This is a genomic window from Methylocapsa sp. S129 (assembly GCF_009765995.1).
GTDB lineage: Bacteria > Pseudomonadota > Alphaproteobacteria > Rhizobiales > Beijerinckiaceae > Roseiarcus.
In genome coordinates, this window is record NZ_LMUI01000032.1 from 65,045 (window position 1) to 84,794 (window position 19,750).

The following is a 19,750-nucleotide window of genomic DNA, read 5'->3' on the forward strand; positions in this document are numbered from 1 at the left end:
CTTAGCCCGCCATCGCGATGGGCTGCGCCGCGCCCAAATAGGCTTCAAGAACTTCCGCAAGGCTGCTCGACGCATCGAGATCCGAAGCCTTTCGAACACCGACGATTTGTCCATTCCGTACAAAGCAGACCGTGTCCGAGACGCGCAGCGTCATACGGAAGCTCTGCTCCACGAGAAGGATCGAGAGGTCGCTTTCGGCCCTGATGCGCATCAGGCGTTCGAACACTCGCCGAATCAAAAGTGGAGCGAGGCCCAGCGAGGGCTCGTCGAGCAGCAGGAGCCGCGGCGCGCTCATCAGCGCGCGGCCGATGGCGAGCATCTGTTGCTCCCCACCGCTCAGCATCCAAGCTGGAGCTCTGATATGCTTCGCGATTTCTGGAAACAGTTCCAGCATCTTCGCGCGCCGCGACCCCAGCGTGCGGGAGTCGAGAAAAAAGCCGCCCAGCGTCAAGTTCTCGTCCACCGTCAGGTCGGTCACGATCTCCCGGCCTTCAGGCACATAGACGATGCCGAGGCGCACCCGCTCGCGAGCGGAAAGCCGCGAAATATCACGCGCCTCAAAGATGATCTCGCCCTGCCCGTCTACTAAACCAGCAATGGCCTTCAGAATGGACGACTTGCCGGCGCCGTTGGCGCCCAGCAACGCGAGCACGCTGCCCTGCGCCAGAGAGAGGTCTACCTGCTCCACCGCTATTGTCTTGCCGTGGCGAACGTCCAGCTTCCGAACGGTCAACAGCTCAGTCATCGGGGTCTCCGAGATAGATGCGGATGACTTCGGGATCGCGCCTCACTTCCTGAGGCGAGCCGTAAGCGATCACGCGTCCAGCGCTGAGCACGTAGATTTGGTCACATAGCTGCATGATCAAGTCCATGTCGTGTTCAACCACCACCACAACAAGGCCAGGGTGTATCAGGCGTTGCAAAGCTCGCATAAGATCGCGCGTCTCGACTGCATTCAATCCGGCCGCCGGCTCATCCAGCAGCAATGCACGAGGTTCGCAGACCATAGCGCGCGCGATTTCGACGAGGCGCAGCGTGCCTGGAGGGAGTTCCGCCGGCGTCATCATCGCCGCAGATGCGATGCCAAGACTGGCGAGAGCCGACATAGCCTTTCTATTAGCGGCGACGCTTTCGGTTCGACTTGCGGGGAGCGGAAGAAATGCGCCGACCCACCCGGTGGTGCGGCTGAGAGTCAGCCCCACCATCACATTCTCAAGCACAGATAGATCGGCGCTAAGCGCCATGTGCTGAAACGAACGCGATATGCCGAGATTGGCTCGCCGATTTGGCGGCAGATCCTCAAGCTGGATGTCGCCGAATGAAATTCGTCCTCGCTTGGGTCGGTAGAGCCCCGTAAGACAATTGAAGAGGCTCGTCTTTCCGGCGCCGTTGGGGCCAATGAGCCCCGTGATCCGCCCAGGCTCAAGGAAAATGCTCACATCAGTCAGAACCTGGACGTTTCCGAACGACAGATGAAGCCCATCGGCCCGCAGGGGGTGTGCGCCAGTGTCGGCCATAATGGTCATGGGCGTTCTCTGCGAGCGAGAAGCAGACGTATGTCTGAGGCGCAATTCACACAGAGCGTCACCGCCACAAGCGCTGCGCCGTAAAGAATAGGCACCCAATCGCCCGCGCTGGCCAGATAGTTAGGCACTAGCGTAAGAAAGGCGCCGCCGATTATCCCGGCCGGCAACGTCAGCCTGTTCAGGCTCACCACGGACCCCACGAGGAGAAAGATCGAACTCCATAGTGTGAAACTGTTGGGAGATACCGTGGAACTCGCGAAAGCCATCACCGCGCCTCCGACTGAGGCCAAGGCGGCGCTGATCGCGAACACGCTGACGCGAGCCCAGCCGCGTGTGATGCCGAACGCCTCGGCCGCCGATGGATGGGCGCGGGCCATGAGCAGCGCGAGTCCCTGTCGCGAGCCCCGTAGCTGAGCGAGGGCGAGGCAAGCTACAACCAGGATCGCGAGCGCGATATAATAGCGCTGCAGTTCCTTCGCCACGCTCGGCAGAGGTACGAGCGTTACATAAAGACCCTCGAATCCGCCCGTGACCTTTTCGGAATGAACCAGAATCTCTGGCAGCGCCAAGGCAAGCGCCATGGTGGATACAGCGAGATAGATTCCCGACAACCGTCGCGACGGATAGGCAAAAATGATGCCGCCCGCGATACCGAGCAAGACGGCGACAGGCAAACTCAACAGCAGGGACAGGCCGAACTGCTTCTCCATGATAGCAACGGCGTAGGCGCCAAGCGCGACGAAGAAGCTATGGCCAATGGAAACTTCGCCGCTGTATCGCACGAGTAGACTGACGGAAAGCGCACCAAGCGCATTCGCGAAGCACAATGTCAGGGTATAGAGAAGAAAACCTCCCACCACGAAGGGGAGCGCGAGCAGTAGACACAAGAGCGCGGCGGCGCCGAGATTGCGAAGGTCGAGCAGTCCGCCTCGCGCTAGCCGCAAACGCTTGGTCGCTTGCGCCATGTCAGACACGCCCGCCGCTCACTTTCTCAAGAAGTCCACCGGGGAATAAATTGAGCGTCAGCAGGATCACGGCCAGCAGAAAAGTATTCATGAACTCGGGCGAAACGTAGAATGCGAAAAGGTTCATGGCGATCCCGACAAGCACGCCCCCAACGGCGGCGCCCGGCAAGCTGTTGAACCCGCCGACCACTGCCGCGGTGAACGCCTGCAGCATGAAGGAGGACATAGTCGTCGAGGACAGGAAAGTCGTTGGGACGATCAACAACGCGGCCACGAGCCCTAGCACCGCGCTGGACAGCCAGGCGAAGAGATGCACCGAGCGCAGGTTCAGTCCACAAACGCGGCTGGCGAACGGATTTGTCGACACCGCCCGAAAAGCGATGCCGAGCCTCGTGCGGTCGATGACGAAGAAGAGTGCGCCGACGATGAGGAGCGTCACCACGAGCACCGTGAGATCGTAGGATGAGACGCGCACGCCCGCCAGAGAGAACCCGAACCGCGGGACTGGCAAATCCAGATTGACAATATCGGCGCCAAACAGAAGCTGAATCAACCCCTGTAACATCAGCCCGATGCCCAACGTGGCGATCGTACTCGCCAGATCGGATTTGAAGACAATGGGCGAGATCAGCGCGTAGCTAAGCGTCGCGATGAGCGCGATGAGGACCGCGGAGAATAAAACCGCGTTACCCCAAGAGAGATTCAGTAAAGCGCCGTTGGAAAAACCATAGACGAGAAAGGCGGCCAAACCCGCAAGGTTCCCATGGGCAAAGTTCACGACCCGCGAACTCTTGTAGGTCATGACCAGTCCGAGCGCGCCTAGACCATAGAGGCAACCGGAGACGGCGCCGGACCATAACAGCGGGGGCAGATCAGAAGCGAATCCGCTCAGGACGGTCATGCGCCTGGCAGAGCGTCGACGCCACGCCCGCCTCTCTCGATTACCTCGATCACGCCAGGGAAATAGCGGCCAGCGAGCCCCCCATCGCGCGCCTGCTCGTAATAGCGCCGGGCGATCTCGGTCACCTTCGCGTCAACTCCGTGGTCGTTCGCCAGCGCGAGCAAGTAGCCGATATCCTTCAGAACGTATTCCGGTGGGAAAGCCTTCTCAGGAAATGAGCGCGGGACCATGGCCTTCATGCCGTGGTTGCGCAGGACGAAACTGTCTCCCGAGCCCTTCGAAACCGCTTCGAGCAAGGTGCGAGGCGCGACGCCAGCACGCTCTGCGACCACCATCATCTCCGCCAGCGCGACGACGTGTTCGAACACTAGCGTGTTGTTGACGAGTTTGACCACCTGGCCTGTACCCACTTCGCCACAATGGGTCACGTCCGAGCCCATGTAATCGAGCACCGGCTTTGCACGGGCGAATACCGCGTCGCTTGCGCCCACCATGATGCTGAGTTCGCCTCGTTGCGCGGCCTCTCGCGTACGCGCCACCGGCGCATCCGCGAAGAAGAGCCCTTTCGCCTTCAGAAGGTCGCCCACTTTCCTGGCCATCGCCACCGAAGTGGTGCTGAGGTCCACCACGAGCGTCCCGGCCCTGGCGTTTTCGAGGATGGAGCTGCCTTCGCCGCACACGGCTTCGACCTGCTTATCGCCAGGCAAAGAAAGCAACACGACGTCCGCCTTGGCCGCTATCAGCTCGATAGAAGAGGCCGGTTGGGCCGGAGTGTCGGTCAGCGTGCGCATTGCGGCCGGATCAAGGTCGAATGCGAGAACGCGCCCAGGATGCTTAGTCGCGACATTGCGGCACATGGGGCCGCCCATCACCCCGAGGCCGACAAATCCTATCGTGTGGTTGGCGCTCATCCAGTCAGTCCATCAGCATGCCGCCATTCACGTCGAGGACCGTACCGGTGATCCAGTTCGACGCGGGCGAGCAAAGGAAGAGAATGCCTTGAGCAATATCCTCCGGCGCGCCGAAGCGCCCCAGCGGAACATTGCCGTTCGCGGCGGGAGGGGCGCGCCCCGTGACATTGGCCCACATCGGGGTCTCCACCGGACCGGGAGCGATGACGTTGGCATAGACGCCCTTGCCGGCGCCGGCCTTGGCGACCCACTTCATCAGGCCATGCACTGCCGATTTCGCCGCCACATACGATGGGCCGGATGCGACGCCGCCGATTTTCGCGGCGATAGAGCCGAGAGCGACCATCTTGCCATAGCCGCGCGCGGCCATGACCGGATAGAGTTTACGCACCGGATTGACCACGCCCATGACATTGACGTCGAAGATGGCGTCCCATTCCTCGTCCGTTGAATCCTGAAGCGGCACGCTGGAGATGGTGCCTGCGCATAGCACCAGAATATCGACAGCGCCCCGATCGGCGAGCAATGTGTCGATCAGCGCCTCCGTCTGGTCTCGCGAAGTTACATCGCATTGGCGGTAGACCGTATTTGTCGGCAATTCACCCGTATATTCAACGAGGTCCGAAGCTATAACGCTCGCTCCGGCCGCGCTGAGGGCCGCGACGACAGCGCGTCCGATGCCGCCGGCGGCGCCCGTGATCAATGCAACTTGGCCGTCGAGACGCGACGGCCCACTCAATGGAGATCCCACCATTCATCAGTCCTTGCACATACTACATTGGTTGCGCCGCGGACCTCCGTATGTCCCGGCGCGAGGAAGCCTGCTCGCAATGGAGCCGGCGGAACTGGAGCGTCACCCGGGCGCTGCGTCGAACGCCACCGACGGATAAGGCTTGAAATCGCGCACCATCACGAATGAGCCTTCTTTGGCCTGAAGGATCGCTTCCTGACGGGTGCCGCGATGGTCGCCCGGCCGGAAACTAACTTTTCGCGCCCCGCCTACCGAGGCATTCGCGAGGGCGTTGCCGCTTGCGACGAGATTTTCCCGCGTGATCGGCTTGCCGCTATCGATGAGAGTTTCAAACACTTTGCCGAAGAGAGCAGCATTGCTCCAGCCATTGAGACCGAACACGCCAACCGGATCGCTAGGATAATATTTTGTCACCGCATCGCGATAGGCTTTCACATCCGGTTCGTCGCTAGTCACAGGAAGCAGCCAGGAGGAGAAATACACGCCATTCAATAGATCACCGGCGAGCTTGTAAGTGGAAGGATCGGCGGTGAAGAAAGGCGCGAACCACGTCAACTTAATGCCCTGACGGTCGGCGGCTTTGAGGGCGCTGGCAAGATTGGCGTTGGATCCAAACAAAATGGCGGCCTCCGCGCCGGCATTCGCCACGCGCCGCAGATGAGGCGTGAAATCCGTGGTCTTCACCTCGAAAGAAACGGATTCCGCCGGCGTTACCTTCTGCTCGTTCATATAGAGGTCGAAGCCACGCTTCGCCGAGCGGCCGAGTTCGTCATTTTCCCATAGAATGGCGACTTTCTCGAGCCTCAGGTCTTTCAGCGCGAATTCGGCATTGGCGGCCGCGGACCAACCGTAGTCCGGCAACAGTGGAAAAATATTGGGCTCCGAGAAGAACATGCTCGCGCCGCCGATAGGCCCGAGCATGGTGAGTCCGATCTCTTTGGCATAGGGCGCCACCGCCACATTGGTGGCCGTGCCGACGGAAGCCACAAGAGCGAATATTTTGTCGTCTTCGACTAGCCGGCGCGTCACCGCGACGCTCCGGGCCGGATCATAGCCGTCATCGAGCGTTGTGTACTTTATCTTCCAGCCCCGAATTCCCCCGTTCTCGTTGATAAAACGGAAATAGGAATCCGCCGCGTGAGTGAGGATAGCATAGAAAGGAACGGGCCCGGTGACTGGCGTGAAACCGCCAATACTGATGGTCTTGCTCGCTTCGTCGACGCCGCCATCCGCTCCCAGCGCAAAACGCGACGGAAGCGCAGCCCCGACGATCGTGGCGCCGATGACTTTGAGCGCGTGACGACGGTCCATATGACCTCCCATTGGCATGCCAGCATTTTTGCCTCGTTGAATTCAGTCAGACTAGGCGCGCCCTCCCGGAGCGTCAAGCACAATATGCATGATGCATTATTTTTCCAGATTGATTTGTTGGCCGGCCCGCAGGATGGCCCGGGCGCGCTCCATGACCGGACGGTCCACCATTTTTCCGTCCACCGAGATGGCGCCGGCGCCTGTGGTTTCGACACCCTCGATGACGCGTCGGGCCCACGCAAACTCCTCAGCGTCTGGAAGAAATCCGTTGTTCACCGAGGCAACCTGGCTGGGGTGAATGCAGAGTTTGCCACCAAGTCCGAGCGCCTTCGCCCGCTGGACACGAGTCGCCAAAGCGGCCGTATCCGAGAATGCGGCGAAAACTCCGTCGACCGGCGGCGCGAGCTGAGAAAACTTTGATTCCAACGTAAGTTGGAGTCTCACTGGATCGAGCTCCCGGTCCGTTTCAGTCACACCGGCGTCAAGAGCAAAATCCAGGTTTCCGAAGGCGAGTCGGCGGACTTGCGCCTCTTGGCAGATCTCGCGAATTTGCAATAGGCCGGAGACGGTCTCTATCAAGCCGACGATCTCGACGGCGCTGCCGAGTCCGGCGGCCGCAGTGCGCACCACCTTTGGCTCCGCCTTGGGAATCATGAGTTTCGATAGGCCGAGACGCCGGACGAAGTCGAGATCGCTCTCGAACCATGGGCTGTCGGACCCGTTGATCCGAACGATCGCCTGGGCGCGCTGATCCCAGGACGCAATCGCAGCGCGAGCCTTGTCTTTTTCGCTTGGACGAACCGCGTCTTCGAGGTCGAGAATCACTTGATGCGCGCCGGACGCGGCGGCCTTGTCGAATCGATCGGGACGGTCGCCCGGCACGAATAGAAATGAGCGGGAGAGATGCATTTGTCATCCTTCAGAATATTATGCATTGTGCATTTTATGTTTGCCTACCCGATCTGACAAGGCTATGTTAAGCGCAAGCAACACGCTACGCTGACAGTCGTTACAACTTCCAGTCGCCGGATAAACAGGCGATCCGGAAAGGCGCCATGGAATATAGAACCAAAGAAGACCAAGTCGCGGATTTCCTGCGCGAAGAAATTATTTCCGGGCGGCTGGCGCGGGGAACGCGGCTGAAGCAACAGGAAATCGCTCAGCAGATGAAGATATCCATCACGCCGGTCCGCGAGGCATTGAAACTTTTGGAGGCCGAGGGCTACCTCTCCAGCGGCTCCTACCGCGGCGCCACCGTAGTCCCTTTCGATATCGGCACGTCGACCGAAATCCTCAAGCTCCGCATCATGCTGGAGACGCAACTCGTGGAGAGTGCAGCGCGCAAGCTGAATTCGGAGAATATTGCCGAACTGCGGGATTTGGCGGATCAGTTCGACAAGGCTGCGCACGAGGGCGATAGCACTGTTGCACGTGGCGTGAACTATCGCTTCCATCGGCGGATCTACGATTTCGCCAATCTTCCCCAGACTCTCCATTTCGTTCAGGTTTTGTGGGCGCGCTACCCCTTCGACGTCATCAACCGTATAGACGGTCGCGCCTCCCGCGCTGCGGAGGAGCACGCCGAGTTGTTGCGCAGGTTCATCGAAGGCGATGTCAGCGGAGCCATGCTCACCATGCGCCGCCATATCGAAGCCGGTTGGAGCGAGTTTCGAGAGAGCCTCGAGCGGCAAGCGCCCGCGCCGCCGTCCAACCAACCTTCGGACCAAACCGAGAGCGCAGAACTATGAAATCGTCGATGCTGCTGGTCATGGATATGTTGAACGATCTTGTCCACGAGGATGGAGCAGGCGCTAAGACCTACGTCCCGCTCATGGCCGAACGGGACGTCCTCGGCCGGACACGGGCCGCGATCGACAAGGCCCGCGCAACGGGTGTGCTTGTCGGCTATGTGCGGGTCGGCTTTGCTCCCGATTATCGCGACTGTCCCGCCAACTCCCCCATCTTCTCCCGGGCGCGACAGAATGGCCTGTTCAAACTCGGCGCATGGGGCACGCAGGTGCATGAACGCGTCGCGCCGGCGGATGGCGATTTCGATTTCATCAAGCACCGCGTCAGTCCGTTCTACGGCACGGCGCTGGAACCTGCCTTGCGCGCGAGAGGGGTGGAGCGGCTTTACCTGTGTGGCGTCTCGACCAACGGCGTGGTGCACACTGGCGCCCGGGAAGCCCATGATCGCGATTACGAATGTATCGTGTTTGAGGATTGCTGCGCGGGCGCCACACAGGACGAGCACGAAAGCGCCCTGCGTTGCCTGACGCGCTTCGCCGCCGTCCACGACAGCGCCTCGGTCGATTTCTCCTGAGGCGCCATCGTCCAACCCTCCCTCAGGACTTCATCCAGCGTGCATCGACTACGTCTGCGTAGGTGACCTGATTCACCGCATCGCCAAACTGAAGCATCAAATCCTTGTTCTGATCGAATTGCCGCTCGGTCAGCGTGGGCGGAAGCGAAACCGTCGCGCGCTGGTCCGACACCGCATTCTGGATAAGCGCCGCTTCAGTCTGTGGGAAGAATTGGTCGTGAAGCAAGGTCCCTGCTTTTTTGGGATCCGTGTGGATGAGGTCGGCGCCCTTGGTTAGCCCACGCACGATCTTGGCGGCGATGTCGGCGTGGCCCGCGAGATAGTCTGGCTTGGCGCCCAGTATCGTGTAGAGGAAGTTTTCAAGGTCCGGCACTTCGCCCTGAGACGGCCGTGCCGCCCAGACCGCGATTCCGTCCTCCACCGCCCTGTTGTTAGCAGGGGCCGTGGTGTTGAAGCCATCGATCTGGCCGGACTTCAATGCAGGATACATTTGGTCCAGCTTGACAACCGTGAGGGTCACGTCCTTGTCGGCGTCCAGACCGCCGAGCGACAGCAGATGGCGCCAGAGCTTGTCCGTGCCGCTGCCACGGCCGGAAATCGCGAGAACGAGGCCTTTCATGCGCGCCATACGCTCCTTAAGCGGCATGCCCGGCGTCATGCCGACCTTTTTCGCCGCCTGAACGCTGATCACCGCATCGCTGGCATATTGCGACATCAAGGGCGCGAAGGCCTGGATCTTCTGGCCCTTGGCGGCGGCGAGTATGATGTCGCTCATGACGAGGCCGCAGACGTCGACGCTACCACCCAGTGTCGCAGCAAGGGCATTGGCGCCACCGCCGGTATTCACGAACGATACGTCGAGGCTTTCGTCTTCCAGGAAATTGGCTGCCTTCGCCACCAGAAGGGGAAGGTAGGCGAAGGTGTAGCCGCCGATGCCGATGGTCAAAGGCGAGAGACCGGCAGCCGGCGCCCATCCGGGGAAAGCGGGAGCGAGCGCGGCTCCGGCGCCGATCCGCCATATCCGACTTAATGCTTTGCGCCGATTGATCATTGTTTCTCTCCCCTGATATATCCTGCGTTTTTTGCTGTGCGGCTATCGCCAGCGAAAGAGCCATCGTTCGTGGGCCCCGAGACCCTCGTTGAGCAACGCGGTCACAATCATCAGAGCGAATAGAGCTGCAAAGACCCCTGCCGTGTCGAGCTGGCCGGCGGCATTCTGTGTGAGGAAACCGATACCCGCATTGGAGGCCATCATTTCGGCCGCTACGGCGCCCACGAAGCCGTAGGGCAAGCCAAGCTTTAATCCGGTGAAAACCCATGGCAGCGCGGCTGGGAAGACCACGCGCCGCTGGACGGTGAGACGGTCGGCGCCCATGGTGCGCAGGGCGTGAACCATCCTCTGGTCCACTTGGGCTATGCCGCTGAGGGTGCTGAAGAACACGAGGAAGAAGACGCTCACCCCCGCAAGGACGATCTTGGGGGCGAGGCCAATGCCGAACCACATGATGAAAAGCGGCGCGAGCGCAACTTTCGGGACCCCGTAGATAGCGGTAATAAAGGGATCGATTGTCCTGCGCAGGATGTCGCTGGACCCAACTGCGAAGGCGAGCAGCACCCCAAAGGTCGCGCCAAAGACGAAGCCGGTAATGGTTTCCTTGAAGGTTACGAACAGGTGGTGTTGAAGCACACCGGTCCACGTCCATTTCGCCAGCGTTGCGCCGATGGCTGAGGGGCTGCTGAACCAGAAGGGATCGAGCAGCGGTCCCGACGCCGCCTGCCACACGCCAAGGAGAATCAAAAGGAACAATGCGCGGTAGAGCCAGACAAAATCGAAGCTGTGCTTACCGGAAACGGACGACTCGCGTTGTAAAGTCTCGCGAATGGTCATTGTCTTTGCCCCGCGCTATCGAATTCGATCGCGCCCCACAGGCGCCGGTAATGATCCTCAAAGCCTGGCGCGAATCGTACGTCATGCACCTCCCTCGGCCGGGGAATGGAAATTTTCTCATCAAGCTTGATGCGCGACGGACGCTGGGAGAGCACGATGACCCGGTCGGCCAGGGTGATCGCTTCGACGATGTCGTGCGTTACGAACACCACGGTCTTGCCAGTGGCGTTCCACAGCCGCAACAACTCCGCCTGGAGCACCAGCTTAAGCTGCGCGTCGAGCGGACCGAAGGGTTCGTCCATAAGGAGCGTCGGCGGATCATAAATCAATGTGCGCGCCAACATGGCGCGCTTGCGCATTCCTCCAGAGAGCCGGCTCGGATGGTATTGTTCGAAGCCGCTGAGGCCGACGTTGGCGATCATCTCGCGTACGCGGCGGCTGCGCTCAGGCTTGGCGACGTTCCTGATTTCGAGCGGAACCGCAATATTCTGCTCAACGGTAAGCCATGGCAGCAAGCTGTCGTGCTGCGTGAGATAGCCGATCTCGGAATTGACCCCGGTCACTGCCTTGCTGTGGCAGGAGACGGCCCCAGTCGAGGGTATGTCCAACCCTGCGAGCAGATTGAGTACGGTGGACTTGCCGCTGCCACTCGGCCCTACGATCGCGAGAAACTCACCCTTACGGACTGTCAAATTAAAATCCCGCAGAACTTCGACCGTTCCGTTGCGAGACTTGAAGATCCTCCCGACATTGCGGAATTCTATATCCGCAGGGTTGCTTTGCTGAGCCGATTCCAAGATCGCTTTGGTTGCGTATTGTGCGACCGCCATTGGGCTCAGCCCTCCCCGCGCGAGGCCGCGGGCGCATGCCGCCTCTTTTTTTGAAATAAAGGCCCGAACATTGGCGCGCCGCCTTTCGGCAGGAAAGGCGCGCGATTCGGTCTTATCGCTTCCTGTCTCGTCGGCTTCATAGCGAAAAGCGCGCAGACGCGCGCATCGCCAGTTCGCCCGAAGGACCTCGCGCCCAAAGGTCAAGCGCCTCCAAGTCGTTCTCGGAGATTTTCGCCTCCAGCGTGAACGCCGAACTCACGAAGAGCGGACTGACGCCGCGGAACTCGAATTGCTCGAGGCGCGCTTTCCGGCGAAGCCTCGTGGCGAAGTTCAGCAGCAGGGTTGCTGTCAACGGGCCATGCACGACGAGATCGGGATAGTGCTCCTCACGCTGGGCATAGTGCTGGTCGTAATGGATCCGATGCCCGTTGAACGTGAGGGCCGAATAGCGAAACAGCAGCGTAGTGTCGGGCTCGACACGCTCGGTCCATTGGGCTCCGTCGGGAGCATGCGTCGGGGTCGGCGGGAGCCCGCCAGGCGCCGCAGAACCGCGATAGACGATATCCTGTTCTTCCGTGACGCATTCCTTGCCGTCGCAGAAGAAATGATGCGTGACGGTCACGAAGACCAGTTGCCCAGCGCGGCCGGACTTTGTTTCGACCCTGCTGATGGTGCTCTTGCGCACCGCCTCAGCTCCAACGATGAGACTGCCGGCGCAAGCGAGCCGTCCACCGGCCCACATGCGGCGCGGCAGAGTCACAGGCGGAAGAAAGCCGCCACGCTTGGGATGCCCGTCCGGCCCGAGCGCGCGGCGGGGCATGAACGGGTTAAAGAAAATCCAGTGCCAACCCGGCGGAAGCGCGTCGCCGCGGCCGGGCGTGTCATCGAGGTCCAGCGTCGCCGCGAGTGCGGCGACACGCTCCGGCGAGATCAGATCGCAGACCATTTCCTCCCGCCCGACCCATTCGCGCCAATCCCTCGTGGAAGTTTCGGCCGTGGCGCCGGTTGCAATTTCGTTCATCGCTTTGCTCTGCAGTTGCGCTAGTAGATCACACACGCCTCGACCAGCGCGGCTCGCTCGGCGCAGCCGATGCCAAGGAGCTCGCCGAATACGTATTCTTCGTCCTCGCCCAGCAGCGGCGTACCGCGATCGAGCCCGGTCGCAGATCTGGAGAAGCGCACCGGGACCGAAAGCGCGGCCCGGCTATCGCCGGCCATGTCGTCGACATCAATAACCATGCCGCGCTCTCTCAGGTGATCGTCATTGACGATATCGCGAATGGTGAACGAAACGTGCGCGGCGACTCCGACTTTCTGTAGCGCATCGGCCGCCGCTCCAGCTTCTTGGGCGCCGGTCCAGCGCTCCATTTCAATGTCCAGCGCGGCGCGGTTCGCGTGTCGCAAAGCCTCGGTGCTGAAGCGCTCGTCGCGCTGCAAATCGGGCCGCTTGATGAGTTCGACGAGTCTGGTCCATACGGCGTCCGAACTGACAGCTATGGTGAGCCAGCGGTCCAGATCGCGGGTACGGTAGACGCCGTGCGGCGCCATGCGCGGGTGCTCGTTTCCCATGCGGAAGGGCGCGCCTCCGGCCGCCGCGAGGAGCAGCGCCTCCCCGGCCAGGGAGGCGGCGACTTCTCGTGCGCCGACGTCCACGTGACAACCTGCCCCGGTCCGGCGCTGGCGATAGACAGCGGCAAGGGTCGCCATGGCCGCATTCATCCCCACGCTGTGGTCCATCACATGGCGCATCTCCACCGGAGGCCCGTCTGCATATCCGGTCAGGTATCCGAGGGCTCCCCACGCGCCGAACAATGGCGCATATCCCGCGAAATGGGCGTCGGGTCCAAATTGGCCGGAGGAAGACACAGACACCATCACCAGGCTCGGTTTGATCGCCGACAACGTCTCGTAACCCAAGCCCAACCGATCCATGACGCCTGGTCGAAAGCTCTCGGAGGCGACGTCGCTGACCTCGACCAGACGCTTCGCCAGATCTACGCCCTTGGCGTCCTTCAAATTGATGCGAACCGATAGTTTGTTGGAGGCAACCTGATCGAAGCTCGCTGGTCCCATGCGGCCATAGACTGCGTGAGGCTTGCGGAAGATGTCTGGGCGAAGGCTGCTCTCTATCTTGATGCACTCCGCGCCAAGCTGGGAGAGCATGTGGGTGCAGAAAGGGCCGGCTGCATGCACCGTGAAGTCCGCGATTCTAATTCCTGTGAGCGGTTTCACCATGCTTGCGCAATCCCTATCGAGGGCCGCTGCCGCGATCCGCGAGCGGCGACGAGGCTCTGGTGCTCTCCGAGATTCGGGGCGCCGCCACGCAAGGTCAGGGCTGCGCCCGACAGATGGAACGGAGCGACGAGCGTGGAGCAAGGGCCGAAGCCAGGTGCGTCCACGGTCTGGAACAGATCCCGAGCCTGCGCCTGCGCGCCGGCGAGCACCTCCGCGGGGCTGCCATATTTCGCCATGGGCACTCCGAGACGCTGGGCGCGCGCCACGAGATCGGACGTCCGCTGCATCTTCGCCCAGGCGCGGATCGCAATGTTGATCTCCCTGCCGCGTCGGCTTCGCTCCAGCGGGTCGAGTAAAGCCGGATCGGCAGTCCAGGGCGGATGATCCATCAGTTCCACGAGGCCGGTCCACTGCCGGTCCTCGAGCGTCAGCAGCTCCACATAACCGTCGGCGCAATCGAGAACGCCGCCGTATTTGAAGGACCGTGTGAGACGATGCTCGAGCGAGCCATCGCCGAACCTCTGCACGGCGAATGCCCCCAAGGCCAGCATCGAATCCTGGGTCGAAATATCGACGGCCTCACCTCGACGTTGTTTGCCATCATGGCTTCCGCGGTTGCCGTCCGACAGAAGAGCGGCGAGAGCGCCCATCGCCGCGACCACGCCGCTCTGCATCTCGGCGAAATGACCGTGGATCTTCAATGGCGGCCGATCGGGAAACATCTCGGCCGACAAGCCGTTAGGGAGCAGGAAACCTTCGCCGGCGGCATGGATCAGATTGATCTCTTCGCCGTCCCATCTGGCCTTTGGGCCGACCGCGCCGAAAGGAAGCAAGGAAACGTATACGATCGTCGGATGCCGTTCGCGCACAGCGTCAGCGTCAAGTCCCAAAGCCGTTCGATCGTCAAGGGATAGATCACAGACGAACACGTCTGAAGCACCCAGAAGCCGGTCGAGATCGTCCCGGCCCACCTGCGTTGCAAGGTCACAGATCACGCTCTTTTTGCCAGCGGCTAAATAGCAGAAGAGCGCGCTGGTGCTTTCGCTTCCAGGCAGGAAGGGAGGATCGCGGCGCAGCGGATTGCCCGTCGGCGGTTCAACGAGCACGGTTTCGGCGCCAAGGGTGGCGAGAAGGCGGCCCGCATAGGCCGCCCCAACGCCCCTCGACATTTCGACAACCTGGAGGCCCGCCAGAGGCCCTTCATCAGCACTCGCGGTCATCACTGGCTCCGTCAGCGGACGGTAGGAAGATCGAGATCGAGTTGCGACCCATCAAAGAAGACGCGCTTGTTCGCGTCTCGAGACGGCAAGACCACGGTGGCGAGACCGGGCGTCGTAATCTCTCCGCGCTGGTTCTCTCCCCAAATTTCAAGATCGACCAGCGCAAAGCCATCCTTCTCGTATTTCCGGGACACTCGCCCCTTGCACCAGGTGGAATCGCCCATGGTGTTGAAGCGCCGCATTTCGGTGCGCACGCGCTTGAGGAACGCTGCGTCGCCCATCCAGTTCGTGACGAGGCTGCACATCCAGGATGAGCGTTGCGGGCCGTAGTCGTAAGTGCCCGGAACGCCGACCTCCTTGGCGACGGACTCTCGGTGGTGGCCGATACCGGTGTATTCGATGCCGCCACCCGCCTCCGGATTGCGAAAGAAATGGCCCGGATGCTTCACCGCTTCCTTGAACACGATGCCGTGCGTATGACCACGTCCACAGCCGACGAGAAAGCCCATGGTGTCCATGAGCGAGAGCGGGCCGCGCACGATGGAAGGCAGAACCTCCCCTTCCTTCACATCCTCCCAGTAGCGCACCGCATTGCCGCGGATGTTGCGGTCCTCTTTCAGGATCGCCTCGTCAAGCGCCGCGAACTCTTCTGGCGTGTATTCATAGGAGTGAATATCCTTGTACTTCCCGGTATCGCGCGAGGCCTTGCGTTCGTGGCGCGTGCAGGTGCCGAGCGCCCGCGCCACCAGTTCGCCGCGCTGGTTGGCATAGCTCGCCTCCACATATTGGAGCACCAGTCGACCGGAAAATTTGCTCTCTTTCGGCTCGACGCCCACGACCCGCTCGATCGCCGTAATGCGGTCACCGGGACGAATGTGGCGGAACAGCTCCCAATCGTTGCCAGCGTAGAAACCGTGCACGCCAGGCAGCCCCCAACGTGTCCGACCGATCCAACCGAACGCCATAGGAAACATCGGATGGGCGACCACAGAGCCCTGGCGGCTCAGGCGCCCGTGCTCTGCGTCGCGAAAGAGCGGGTTGAGATCGCCGATACCATTGCAAAAATTGCGGATGGCGTCGGCGCTTGCGTCCTGCAGGTATGGGCCTTCGGGGCGAAGCTGTAGACCGATCATCTCTCTGGCCTCCGCGATGGCCGCGTCGGTGATCTTGCCTTCGGCCGGCGCGTGTCCGACGTCGCTTTCCAATACTGCTGTCATACTTGTCTCCAGTTTCACTCTTTGAATTTCAATGGGTTGGCTACGGCGCGCGCCAAAACTTTCGTCACGACGTTAGCCAGGTCGTCGAAGGCGGCGGGTTGGTCGCGACGCAGGCGGTCCCGATCGCCTCCACGTTGACCAACCATGTTCTCGCTGGACCCGATCATCGCCGCTTCTGGCGTGTCCATCCGCCAGTGGGTGTAGGGCGCACCAAGCAGCAGGGACCGGCCCCTGACCGCGCAGGAGTATGTCAGCGACAGTCCTGTCACTCGCCCAAGGCCGATGTGTTTATCGCGCAAGCGAAATCCGCATCGCATCGCCCGCCAGTGTCCAGTTCAACCTCGGCGGCAACGGGAGACTGGATGCTTGAGCCCTGACTTTCTGGCAGCCCGCAGTGTCAAGTTCACGACGCAACGACACGCGCATCTGGCGAAGAGGCATCCTCCCGGGTTTCGTTAGCAACATGGATGCATAATGCATTGTCGATTTGCGGTGTCAAGGCACTGAGAGATATTCGTCGCGCCGATTGCCCGCGGAGGCGTCTGGTTGCGGCTCATTCGGGCTTGCTTGCCCGGTATGGGTGCATTGGCAGGCTGGTCTGAAAGAACAATTCAGACGGACATGTCTGCCGAGCCGATCCGACGGGCTTTCGGCGGTCGGAGCCGAATGCGCGGTTCGCGCCTTTCTCAACCGGTTCAGAAATGCCCGTTGCGCGCGGATAAGTCGCAGAAACCGGCCTTGTTGGCGCGCCAAGAAGATTGCGTCGACGTCGCCGCGTCTAGCCACGACGCTATGATCGTCAGGGCGAGAATCTACCGTTGGCGTAGCAGACGATGAAGACTGGCGAAGGGATTGAATTGACGGCCAACCCTTGTTGGCGCGTGTCAGCATTGGACCATTCGAATCGGCCCATCCGGCCGCGGCCGCCTTTTGATCGCCCCGTTTGGACGAATGCCGCCAGCAACGATGCTGATTTATATTGTGCATTATGCACTATTATTGTAACTGCCGTTCTTACGACATTCGCGGCCTCGGGATTTTGCGTTCGGGCCATCCTCTTTTCCTCGCCATAGATGCCATCCTCTTTTCCTCGCCATAGATGGAGCCAGCATGAATCGGGACATCCTCGCCGGGAAGACCATTCTAGAAATCGGGACCATGTTGGCAGCCCCTTTTGGCGCCCACATCCTCGCCCAGCTTGGAGCGGAAGTGATCAAATTAGAATCGCCAGCCGGCGATCCGACCCGCAGCCTCGTCCGTGGCGGACCGAGCGGCACCTATATCGCCTATAGCCGCGGAAAGAAGAGCCTTTGCGTTGATCTAGCGTCATCGCAGGGCCGAGAGGTCCTCCAACGCCTTCTGCCCAGCATTGATATTGTTCTTCATAATCTGGCGCCCGGCGCCGCGCGGCGCCTCGGCGTAACCTATGAGGAATGCGTCCGGTATAATCCGGCCGTCGTCTTTTGCCACATTCGGGGCTATAATGAGGGGCCGCAAGCTGACGAACTAGCGTCCAACCCGATCGCCGAAGCGGCGACAGGCGTGATGTATTCCAATCGTGTCGATGGGCGCCCCAGCCGTCTTGGTCCTTCCTATCATGACCAATTTGCTGGCTGCTATGCCGTGATCGGCATTCTTGCCGCGCTTCAGAATCCTTCGGTCGCCCCCCTAAATCGAAAGATCGAGGTAGGACTTTATGAGACGGGCCTTCATGTCGCAGCCCGGGATTTCGCTGGCGTTCAGCTCAAAACGCATTTGACCGGAAAGTCGGATCAGGAGCCGTCCGGAGAGTTCAGCATGCCCGGATACGGCGCCTACGAGACGGCGGACGGACGCTGGATTTATCTCGTCATGCTGACGGACAGGCATTGGAGCGATTTCTGGTCGGCGCTTGCTTTGCAGGTCGATCCAGGCCTCGCAACGCTTAGGCAACGCAGGAAGCAGAGGCCACAAGTCGAAGCGCTAGTCAGGAATGTCGTGAAGCAGCGCCCATTCGAAGAAATAGCCGCCCATTTGGCGGCTGCTCGGTTCGGCTTCACCGAGGTTCTTCCCATGGAACGGGTGCTGGACGCGCCACAGGCCCGTCACCAAGGAAAAGTGTCCCGCGTCCTTTTCCAGGACATGGCGTTCGATATTCCTGAACTTCCGTTTCAAGCGGAATGCTCTGGCGAAACGGAATATCCACCGCCGTTGCTCGGCGAACATACGCGCGAGATTTTGAGCTCCCTTGCTTATAGTAATGCTGAATGCGATGCGCTTCTAGCATCCGGAAAGGCGGTTGTGCCGAGCCCGGGAGCGCCGCTCCTCTGGGCGCCATCTCGCGTCGGGACCTCCTAGCGTCGGCCTGCTGCCGATCTCGACGACAAGGACCTTGGTCGGGGCCTGCGCTTTTCGACCTGCGTCTCCGAGGGGTGCTGCTGCCCGTCAGCTTCTCCACGATCGCCACGTCATGAAGAAGGGAACGACGCTCTCCGTAGCTCGCCTCAATCTGAGCAATGGCCAAGCAGTGACGTTTTCTATCTCGCTCAATGGCTTCCCTGCCGCTCTGAAGCGCGTCCTCGATCTCGGAAGCTGAGTAGCGCGCGGACGTCCGCAATCCAACTCGACAGGAATCAACACGCTGACTTCGATCATAGCCCAATGGACCCGAAAACTATCTCAAAGACGCGGGTTATGCGTATGTGCAAATGCAGAAGGTTCTTAGTGCTTCTGCTTCCTTCGTTTGACAACCACATGCAAGCCGTCGGCATCGCTCGTCAGTTGCCACAACTCGTCCCCATCGCCCATATTGACCGCCACCTGCCCGGAGATGGTGTAGACGAACCCCCCGCCCCCGACTGGCGCATGCGAGTAGGCCAAGCTCCAGGACTCTGGCAGTCCCAGCTCGTCGATCGAAGTGGTCGGGTCAATGTCGCCAATGCGACCCTGCCGGTCGAAATCGCGAACAAAGCTCGCGCCCAATATCGTGCCCGTCGACAATTCATCGACGATTTCGGCGACGCCGTCATATTGCACCACGAACGTGCTGGTCGTGGTCAGGTAAGCGTCTTGGGCGAGGAAGAACGCAAAGTTCGGAGCAAAGAGCTGCACATCGGGACCATTGATAGGTCGAGAAAGCTGGTCGTTCATGTAGAGCCGTTCATACGACGTCGTGAGCGTCATGATATCGGTGATGTAGCCGCTGTTGATTGCAAACGAGGTTGCATCCGTGCCGATTTGCGCGTTTGCCTCGCGCAATTCGTCCATGATGACGCTTGGCGCCCCCTCGATCGTCAGACTCGCATCGGCGCCCACCACGCCGTGATAACCGGTCACGCTGAGTTCGAAAGGTCCCGTGACGCTCGGATTCGGGGTTATGAGGCCGATATCGACGATAGGCGAGGCGAAAACCGATCCCGAACCGATCGTCAGGCTCGGCAGCGTCAACGATGTTTGGGAGCTGAAATTCGCGCCATTGCGCGCGGAAATCGCCCCGATCGCGATGGCGCCGAATGCATTGACGTCGACCCCGCCGTTGGCGTCGATCGCGCCGCCCCGAATCGCGCCGTTGGTCGAGGTAAGATCGACATTGCCGGGATCGCCGGGGAGACCGGTCGTGGTCAGTTGCGTGAACACGAGATCGCCTTGCGACACCAGATTCTGCGTGCCGCCGCTCGTCGCCGTTCCCAACGT

21 protein-coding genes are annotated in these 19,750 nt (G+C 60.8%); 4 read left to right on the forward strand and 17 right to left on the reverse strand.

The genetic code is table 11. The features are described from left to right. Position 1: 1 nt before the first annotated feature. The 8 genes from GSQ90_RS20070 to GSQ90_RS20105 all read right to left on the reverse strand — a co-directional run bounded on the left by GSQ90_RS20070 (position 2) and on the right by GSQ90_RS20105 (position 7,274). On the reverse strand, positions 2-745 hold the full coding sequence (locus GSQ90_RS20070) for an ABC transporter ATP-binding protein (RefSeq protein ID WP_158816678.1): 744 nt from the start codon (positions 743-745) through the stop codon (positions 2-4). After that, the gene (locus tag GSQ90_RS20075) at positions 738-1,526 is read right to left on the reverse strand and encodes an ABC transporter ATP-binding protein (RefSeq protein ID WP_158816679.1); all 789 of its coding nucleotides are present in this window, start codon (positions 1,524-1,526) and stop codon (positions 738-740) included. The genes GSQ90_RS20070 and GSQ90_RS20075 overlap by 8 nt, the downstream gene beginning before the upstream one ends. Beyond that, positions 1,523-2,491: a branched-chain amino acid ABC transporter permease gene (locus tag GSQ90_RS20080; protein ID WP_158816680.1), complete on the reverse strand. Its 969-nt coding sequence runs from the start codon at positions 2,489-2,491 to the stop codon at positions 1,523-1,525. The genes GSQ90_RS20075 and GSQ90_RS20080 overlap by 4 nt, the downstream gene beginning before the upstream one ends. Before the next feature lies 1 nt (position 2,492). Beyond that, positions 2,493-3,392 (reverse strand): branched-chain amino acid ABC transporter permease, encoded by a 900-nt coding sequence (locus GSQ90_RS20085; protein ID WP_158816681.1) that lies wholly within the window; start codon positions 3,390-3,392, stop codon positions 2,493-2,495. Continuing rightward, a complete protein-coding gene (locus GSQ90_RS20090) occupies positions 3,389-4,303 on the reverse strand; it encodes an NAD(P)-dependent oxidoreductase (protein ID WP_158816682.1) in 915 nt (304 codons plus the stop codon). The genes GSQ90_RS20085 and GSQ90_RS20090 overlap by 4 nt, the downstream gene beginning before the upstream one ends. Positions 4,304-4,307: 4 nt before the next feature. After that, on the reverse strand, positions 4,308-5,057 hold the full coding sequence (locus GSQ90_RS20095) for an SDR family NAD(P)-dependent oxidoreductase (protein ID WP_158816683.1): 750 nt from the start codon (positions 5,055-5,057) through the stop codon (positions 4,308-4,310). Between the two features lie 99 nt (positions 5,058-5,156). After that, a complete protein-coding gene (locus tag GSQ90_RS20100; protein ID WP_158816684.1) occupies positions 5,157-6,365 on the reverse strand; it encodes an ABC transporter substrate-binding protein in 1,209 nt (402 codons plus the stop codon). Between the two features lie 96 nt (positions 6,366-6,461). Then, on the reverse strand, positions 6,462-7,274 hold the full coding sequence (locus tag GSQ90_RS20105; protein WP_158816685.1) for a CoA ester lyase: 813 nt from the start codon (positions 7,272-7,274) through the stop codon (positions 6,462-6,464). Between the two features lie 146 nt (positions 7,275-7,420). On the opposite strand from GSQ90_RS20105, the gene GSQ90_RS20110 reads away from it, so the two are divergent. Further along, entirely contained in the window at positions 7,421-8,113 is a 693-nt protein-coding gene (locus GSQ90_RS20110; protein WP_158816686.1) for a GntR family transcriptional regulator, read from the forward strand. Beyond that, positions 8,110-8,688, forward strand: coding sequence for a cysteine hydrolase family protein (locus tag GSQ90_RS20115; RefSeq protein WP_158816687.1), 579 nt, complete (start codon positions 8,110-8,112; stop codon positions 8,686-8,688). The genes GSQ90_RS20110 and GSQ90_RS20115 overlap by 4 nt, the downstream gene beginning before the upstream one ends. A 22-nt stretch (positions 8,689-8,710) precedes the next feature. Here the strand turns inward: GSQ90_RS20115 and GSQ90_RS20120 are convergent, their stop codons facing one another. The 8 genes from GSQ90_RS20120 to GSQ90_RS20155 form a co-directional block, all read right to left on the reverse strand. Continuing rightward, positions 8,711-9,739 (reverse strand): ABC transporter substrate-binding protein, encoded by a 1,029-nt coding sequence (locus GSQ90_RS20120; RefSeq protein ID WP_158816688.1) that lies wholly within the window; start codon positions 9,737-9,739, stop codon positions 8,711-8,713. Positions 9,740-9,781: 42 nt separating this feature from the next. Then, positions 9,782-10,576: an ABC transporter permease gene (locus tag GSQ90_RS20125; protein WP_158816689.1), complete on the reverse strand. Its 795-nt coding sequence runs from the start codon at positions 10,574-10,576 to the stop codon at positions 9,782-9,784. Continuing rightward, positions 10,573-11,406, reverse strand: a complete 834-nt coding sequence (locus tag GSQ90_RS20130; RefSeq protein WP_158816707.1) for an ABC transporter ATP-binding protein — start codon at positions 11,404-11,406, stop codon at positions 10,573-10,575. Before GSQ90_RS20130 ends, GSQ90_RS20125 begins: the two co-directional genes overlap by 4 nt. A gap of 136 nt (positions 11,407-11,542) precedes the next feature. Then, positions 11,543-12,427: an acyl-CoA dehydrogenase gene (locus GSQ90_RS20135; RefSeq protein ID WP_158816690.1), complete on the reverse strand. Its 885-nt coding sequence runs from the start codon at positions 12,425-12,427 to the stop codon at positions 11,543-11,545. A 20-nt stretch (positions 12,428-12,447) separates the two neighbouring features. After that, positions 12,448-13,641, reverse strand: coding sequence for a CaiB/BaiF CoA-transferase family protein (locus GSQ90_RS20140; protein ID WP_246731681.1), 1,194 nt, complete (start codon positions 13,639-13,641; stop codon positions 12,448-12,450). Further along, complete coding sequence (locus GSQ90_RS20145; RefSeq protein WP_158816691.1) at positions 13,635-14,861, reverse strand: CoA transferase; 1,227 nt, start codon at positions 14,859-14,861, stop codon at positions 13,635-13,637. Before GSQ90_RS20145 ends, GSQ90_RS20140 begins: the two co-directional genes overlap by 7 nt. A gap of 11 nt (positions 14,862-14,872) precedes the next feature. Then, on the reverse strand, positions 14,873-16,078 hold the full coding sequence (locus GSQ90_RS20150; RefSeq protein WP_158816692.1) for a MaoC family dehydratase N-terminal domain-containing protein: 1,206 nt from the start codon (positions 16,076-16,078) through the stop codon (positions 14,873-14,875). 14 nt (positions 16,079-16,092) lie between these two features. Further along, positions 16,093-16,377, reverse strand: coding sequence for a hypothetical protein (locus tag GSQ90_RS20155; protein ID WP_158816693.1), 285 nt, complete (start codon positions 16,375-16,377; stop codon positions 16,093-16,095). Positions 16,378-17,188: 811 nt separating this feature from the next. Here GSQ90_RS20155 and GSQ90_RS20160 point away from each other — a divergent pair. Beyond that, positions 17,189-18,415 (forward strand): CaiB/BaiF CoA-transferase family protein, encoded by a 1,227-nt coding sequence (locus GSQ90_RS20160; RefSeq protein WP_158816694.1) that lies wholly within the window; start codon positions 17,189-17,191, stop codon positions 18,413-18,415. A gap of 112 nt (positions 18,416-18,527) precedes the next feature. Then, on the forward strand, positions 18,528-18,653 hold the full coding sequence (locus GSQ90_RS20165) for an invasion associated locus B family protein (protein WP_246731682.1): 126 nt from the start codon (positions 18,528-18,530) through the stop codon (positions 18,651-18,653). A gap of 125 nt (positions 18,654-18,778) precedes the next feature. Here GSQ90_RS20165 and GSQ90_RS20170 read toward each other — a convergent pair. Next, a partial coding sequence (locus GSQ90_RS20170; protein ID WP_158816695.1) for a hypothetical protein occupies positions 18,779-19,750 on the reverse strand: 972 nt, incomplete at its 5' end.

Coding starts and splice junctions, on each gene's coding strand:
- GSQ90_RS20070 (WP_158816678.1), bottom strand. CDS start 745: ATGACTGAGCTGTTGACCGTTCGGAAGCTGGACGTTCGCCACGGCAAG.
- GSQ90_RS20075 (WP_158816679.1), bottom strand. CDS start 1,526: ATGACCATTATGGCCGACACTGGCGCACACCCCCTGCGGGCCGATGGG.
- GSQ90_RS20080 (WP_158816680.1), bottom strand. CDS start 2,491: ATGGCGCAAGCGACCAAGCGTTTGCGGCTAGCGCGAGGCGGACTGCTC.
- GSQ90_RS20085 (WP_158816681.1), bottom strand. CDS start 3,392: ATGACCGTCCTGAGCGGATTCGCTTCTGATCTGCCCCCGCTGTTATGG.
- GSQ90_RS20090 (WP_158816682.1), bottom strand. CDS start 4,303: ATGAGCGCCAACCACACGATAGGATTTGTCGGCCTCGGGGTGATGGGC.
- GSQ90_RS20095 (WP_158816683.1), bottom strand. CDS start 5,057: ATGGTGGGATCTCCATTGAGTGGGCCGTCGCGTCTCGACGGCCAAGTT.
- GSQ90_RS20100 (WP_158816684.1), bottom strand. CDS start 6,365: ATGGACCGTCGTCACGCGCTCAAAGTCATCGGCGCCACGATCGTCGGG.
- GSQ90_RS20105 (WP_158816685.1), bottom strand. CDS start 7,274: ATGCATCTCTCCCGCTCATTTCTATTCGTGCCGGGCGACCGTCCCGAT.
- GSQ90_RS20110 (WP_158816686.1), top strand. CDS start 7,421: ATGGAATATAGAACCAAAGAAGACCAAGTCGCGGATTTCCTGCGCGAA.
- GSQ90_RS20115 (WP_158816687.1), top strand. CDS start 8,110: ATGAAATCGTCGATGCTGCTGGTCATGGATATGTTGAACGATCTTGTC.
- GSQ90_RS20120 (WP_158816688.1), bottom strand. CDS start 9,739: ATGATCAATCGGCGCAAAGCATTAAGTCGGATATGGCGGATCGGCGCC.
- GSQ90_RS20125 (WP_158816689.1), bottom strand. CDS start 10,576: ATGACCATTCGCGAGACTTTACAACGCGAGTCGTCCGTTTCCGGTAAG.
- GSQ90_RS20130 (WP_158816707.1), bottom strand. CDS start 11,406: ATGGCGGTCGCACAATACGCAACCAAAGCGATCTTGGAATCGGCTCAG.
- GSQ90_RS20135 (WP_158816690.1), bottom strand. CDS start 12,427: ATGAACGAAATTGCAACCGGCGCCACGGCCGAAACTTCCACGAGGGAT.
- GSQ90_RS20140 (WP_246731681.1), bottom strand. CDS start 13,641: ATGGTGAAACCGCTCACAGGAATTAGAATCGCGGACTTCACGGTGCAT.
- GSQ90_RS20145 (WP_158816691.1), bottom strand. CDS start 14,861: ATGACCGCGAGTGCTGATGAAGGGCCTCTGGCGGGCCTCCAGGTTGTC.
- GSQ90_RS20150 (WP_158816692.1), bottom strand. CDS start 16,078: ATGACAGCAGTATTGGAAAGCGACGTCGGACACGCGCCGGCCGAAGGC.
- GSQ90_RS20160 (WP_158816694.1), top strand. CDS start 17,189: ATGAATCGGGACATCCTCGCCGGGAAGACCATTCTAGAAATCGGGACC.
- GSQ90_RS20165 (WP_246731682.1), top strand. CDS start 18,528: ATGAAGAAGGGAACGACGCTCTCCGTAGCTCGCCTCAATCTGAGCAAT.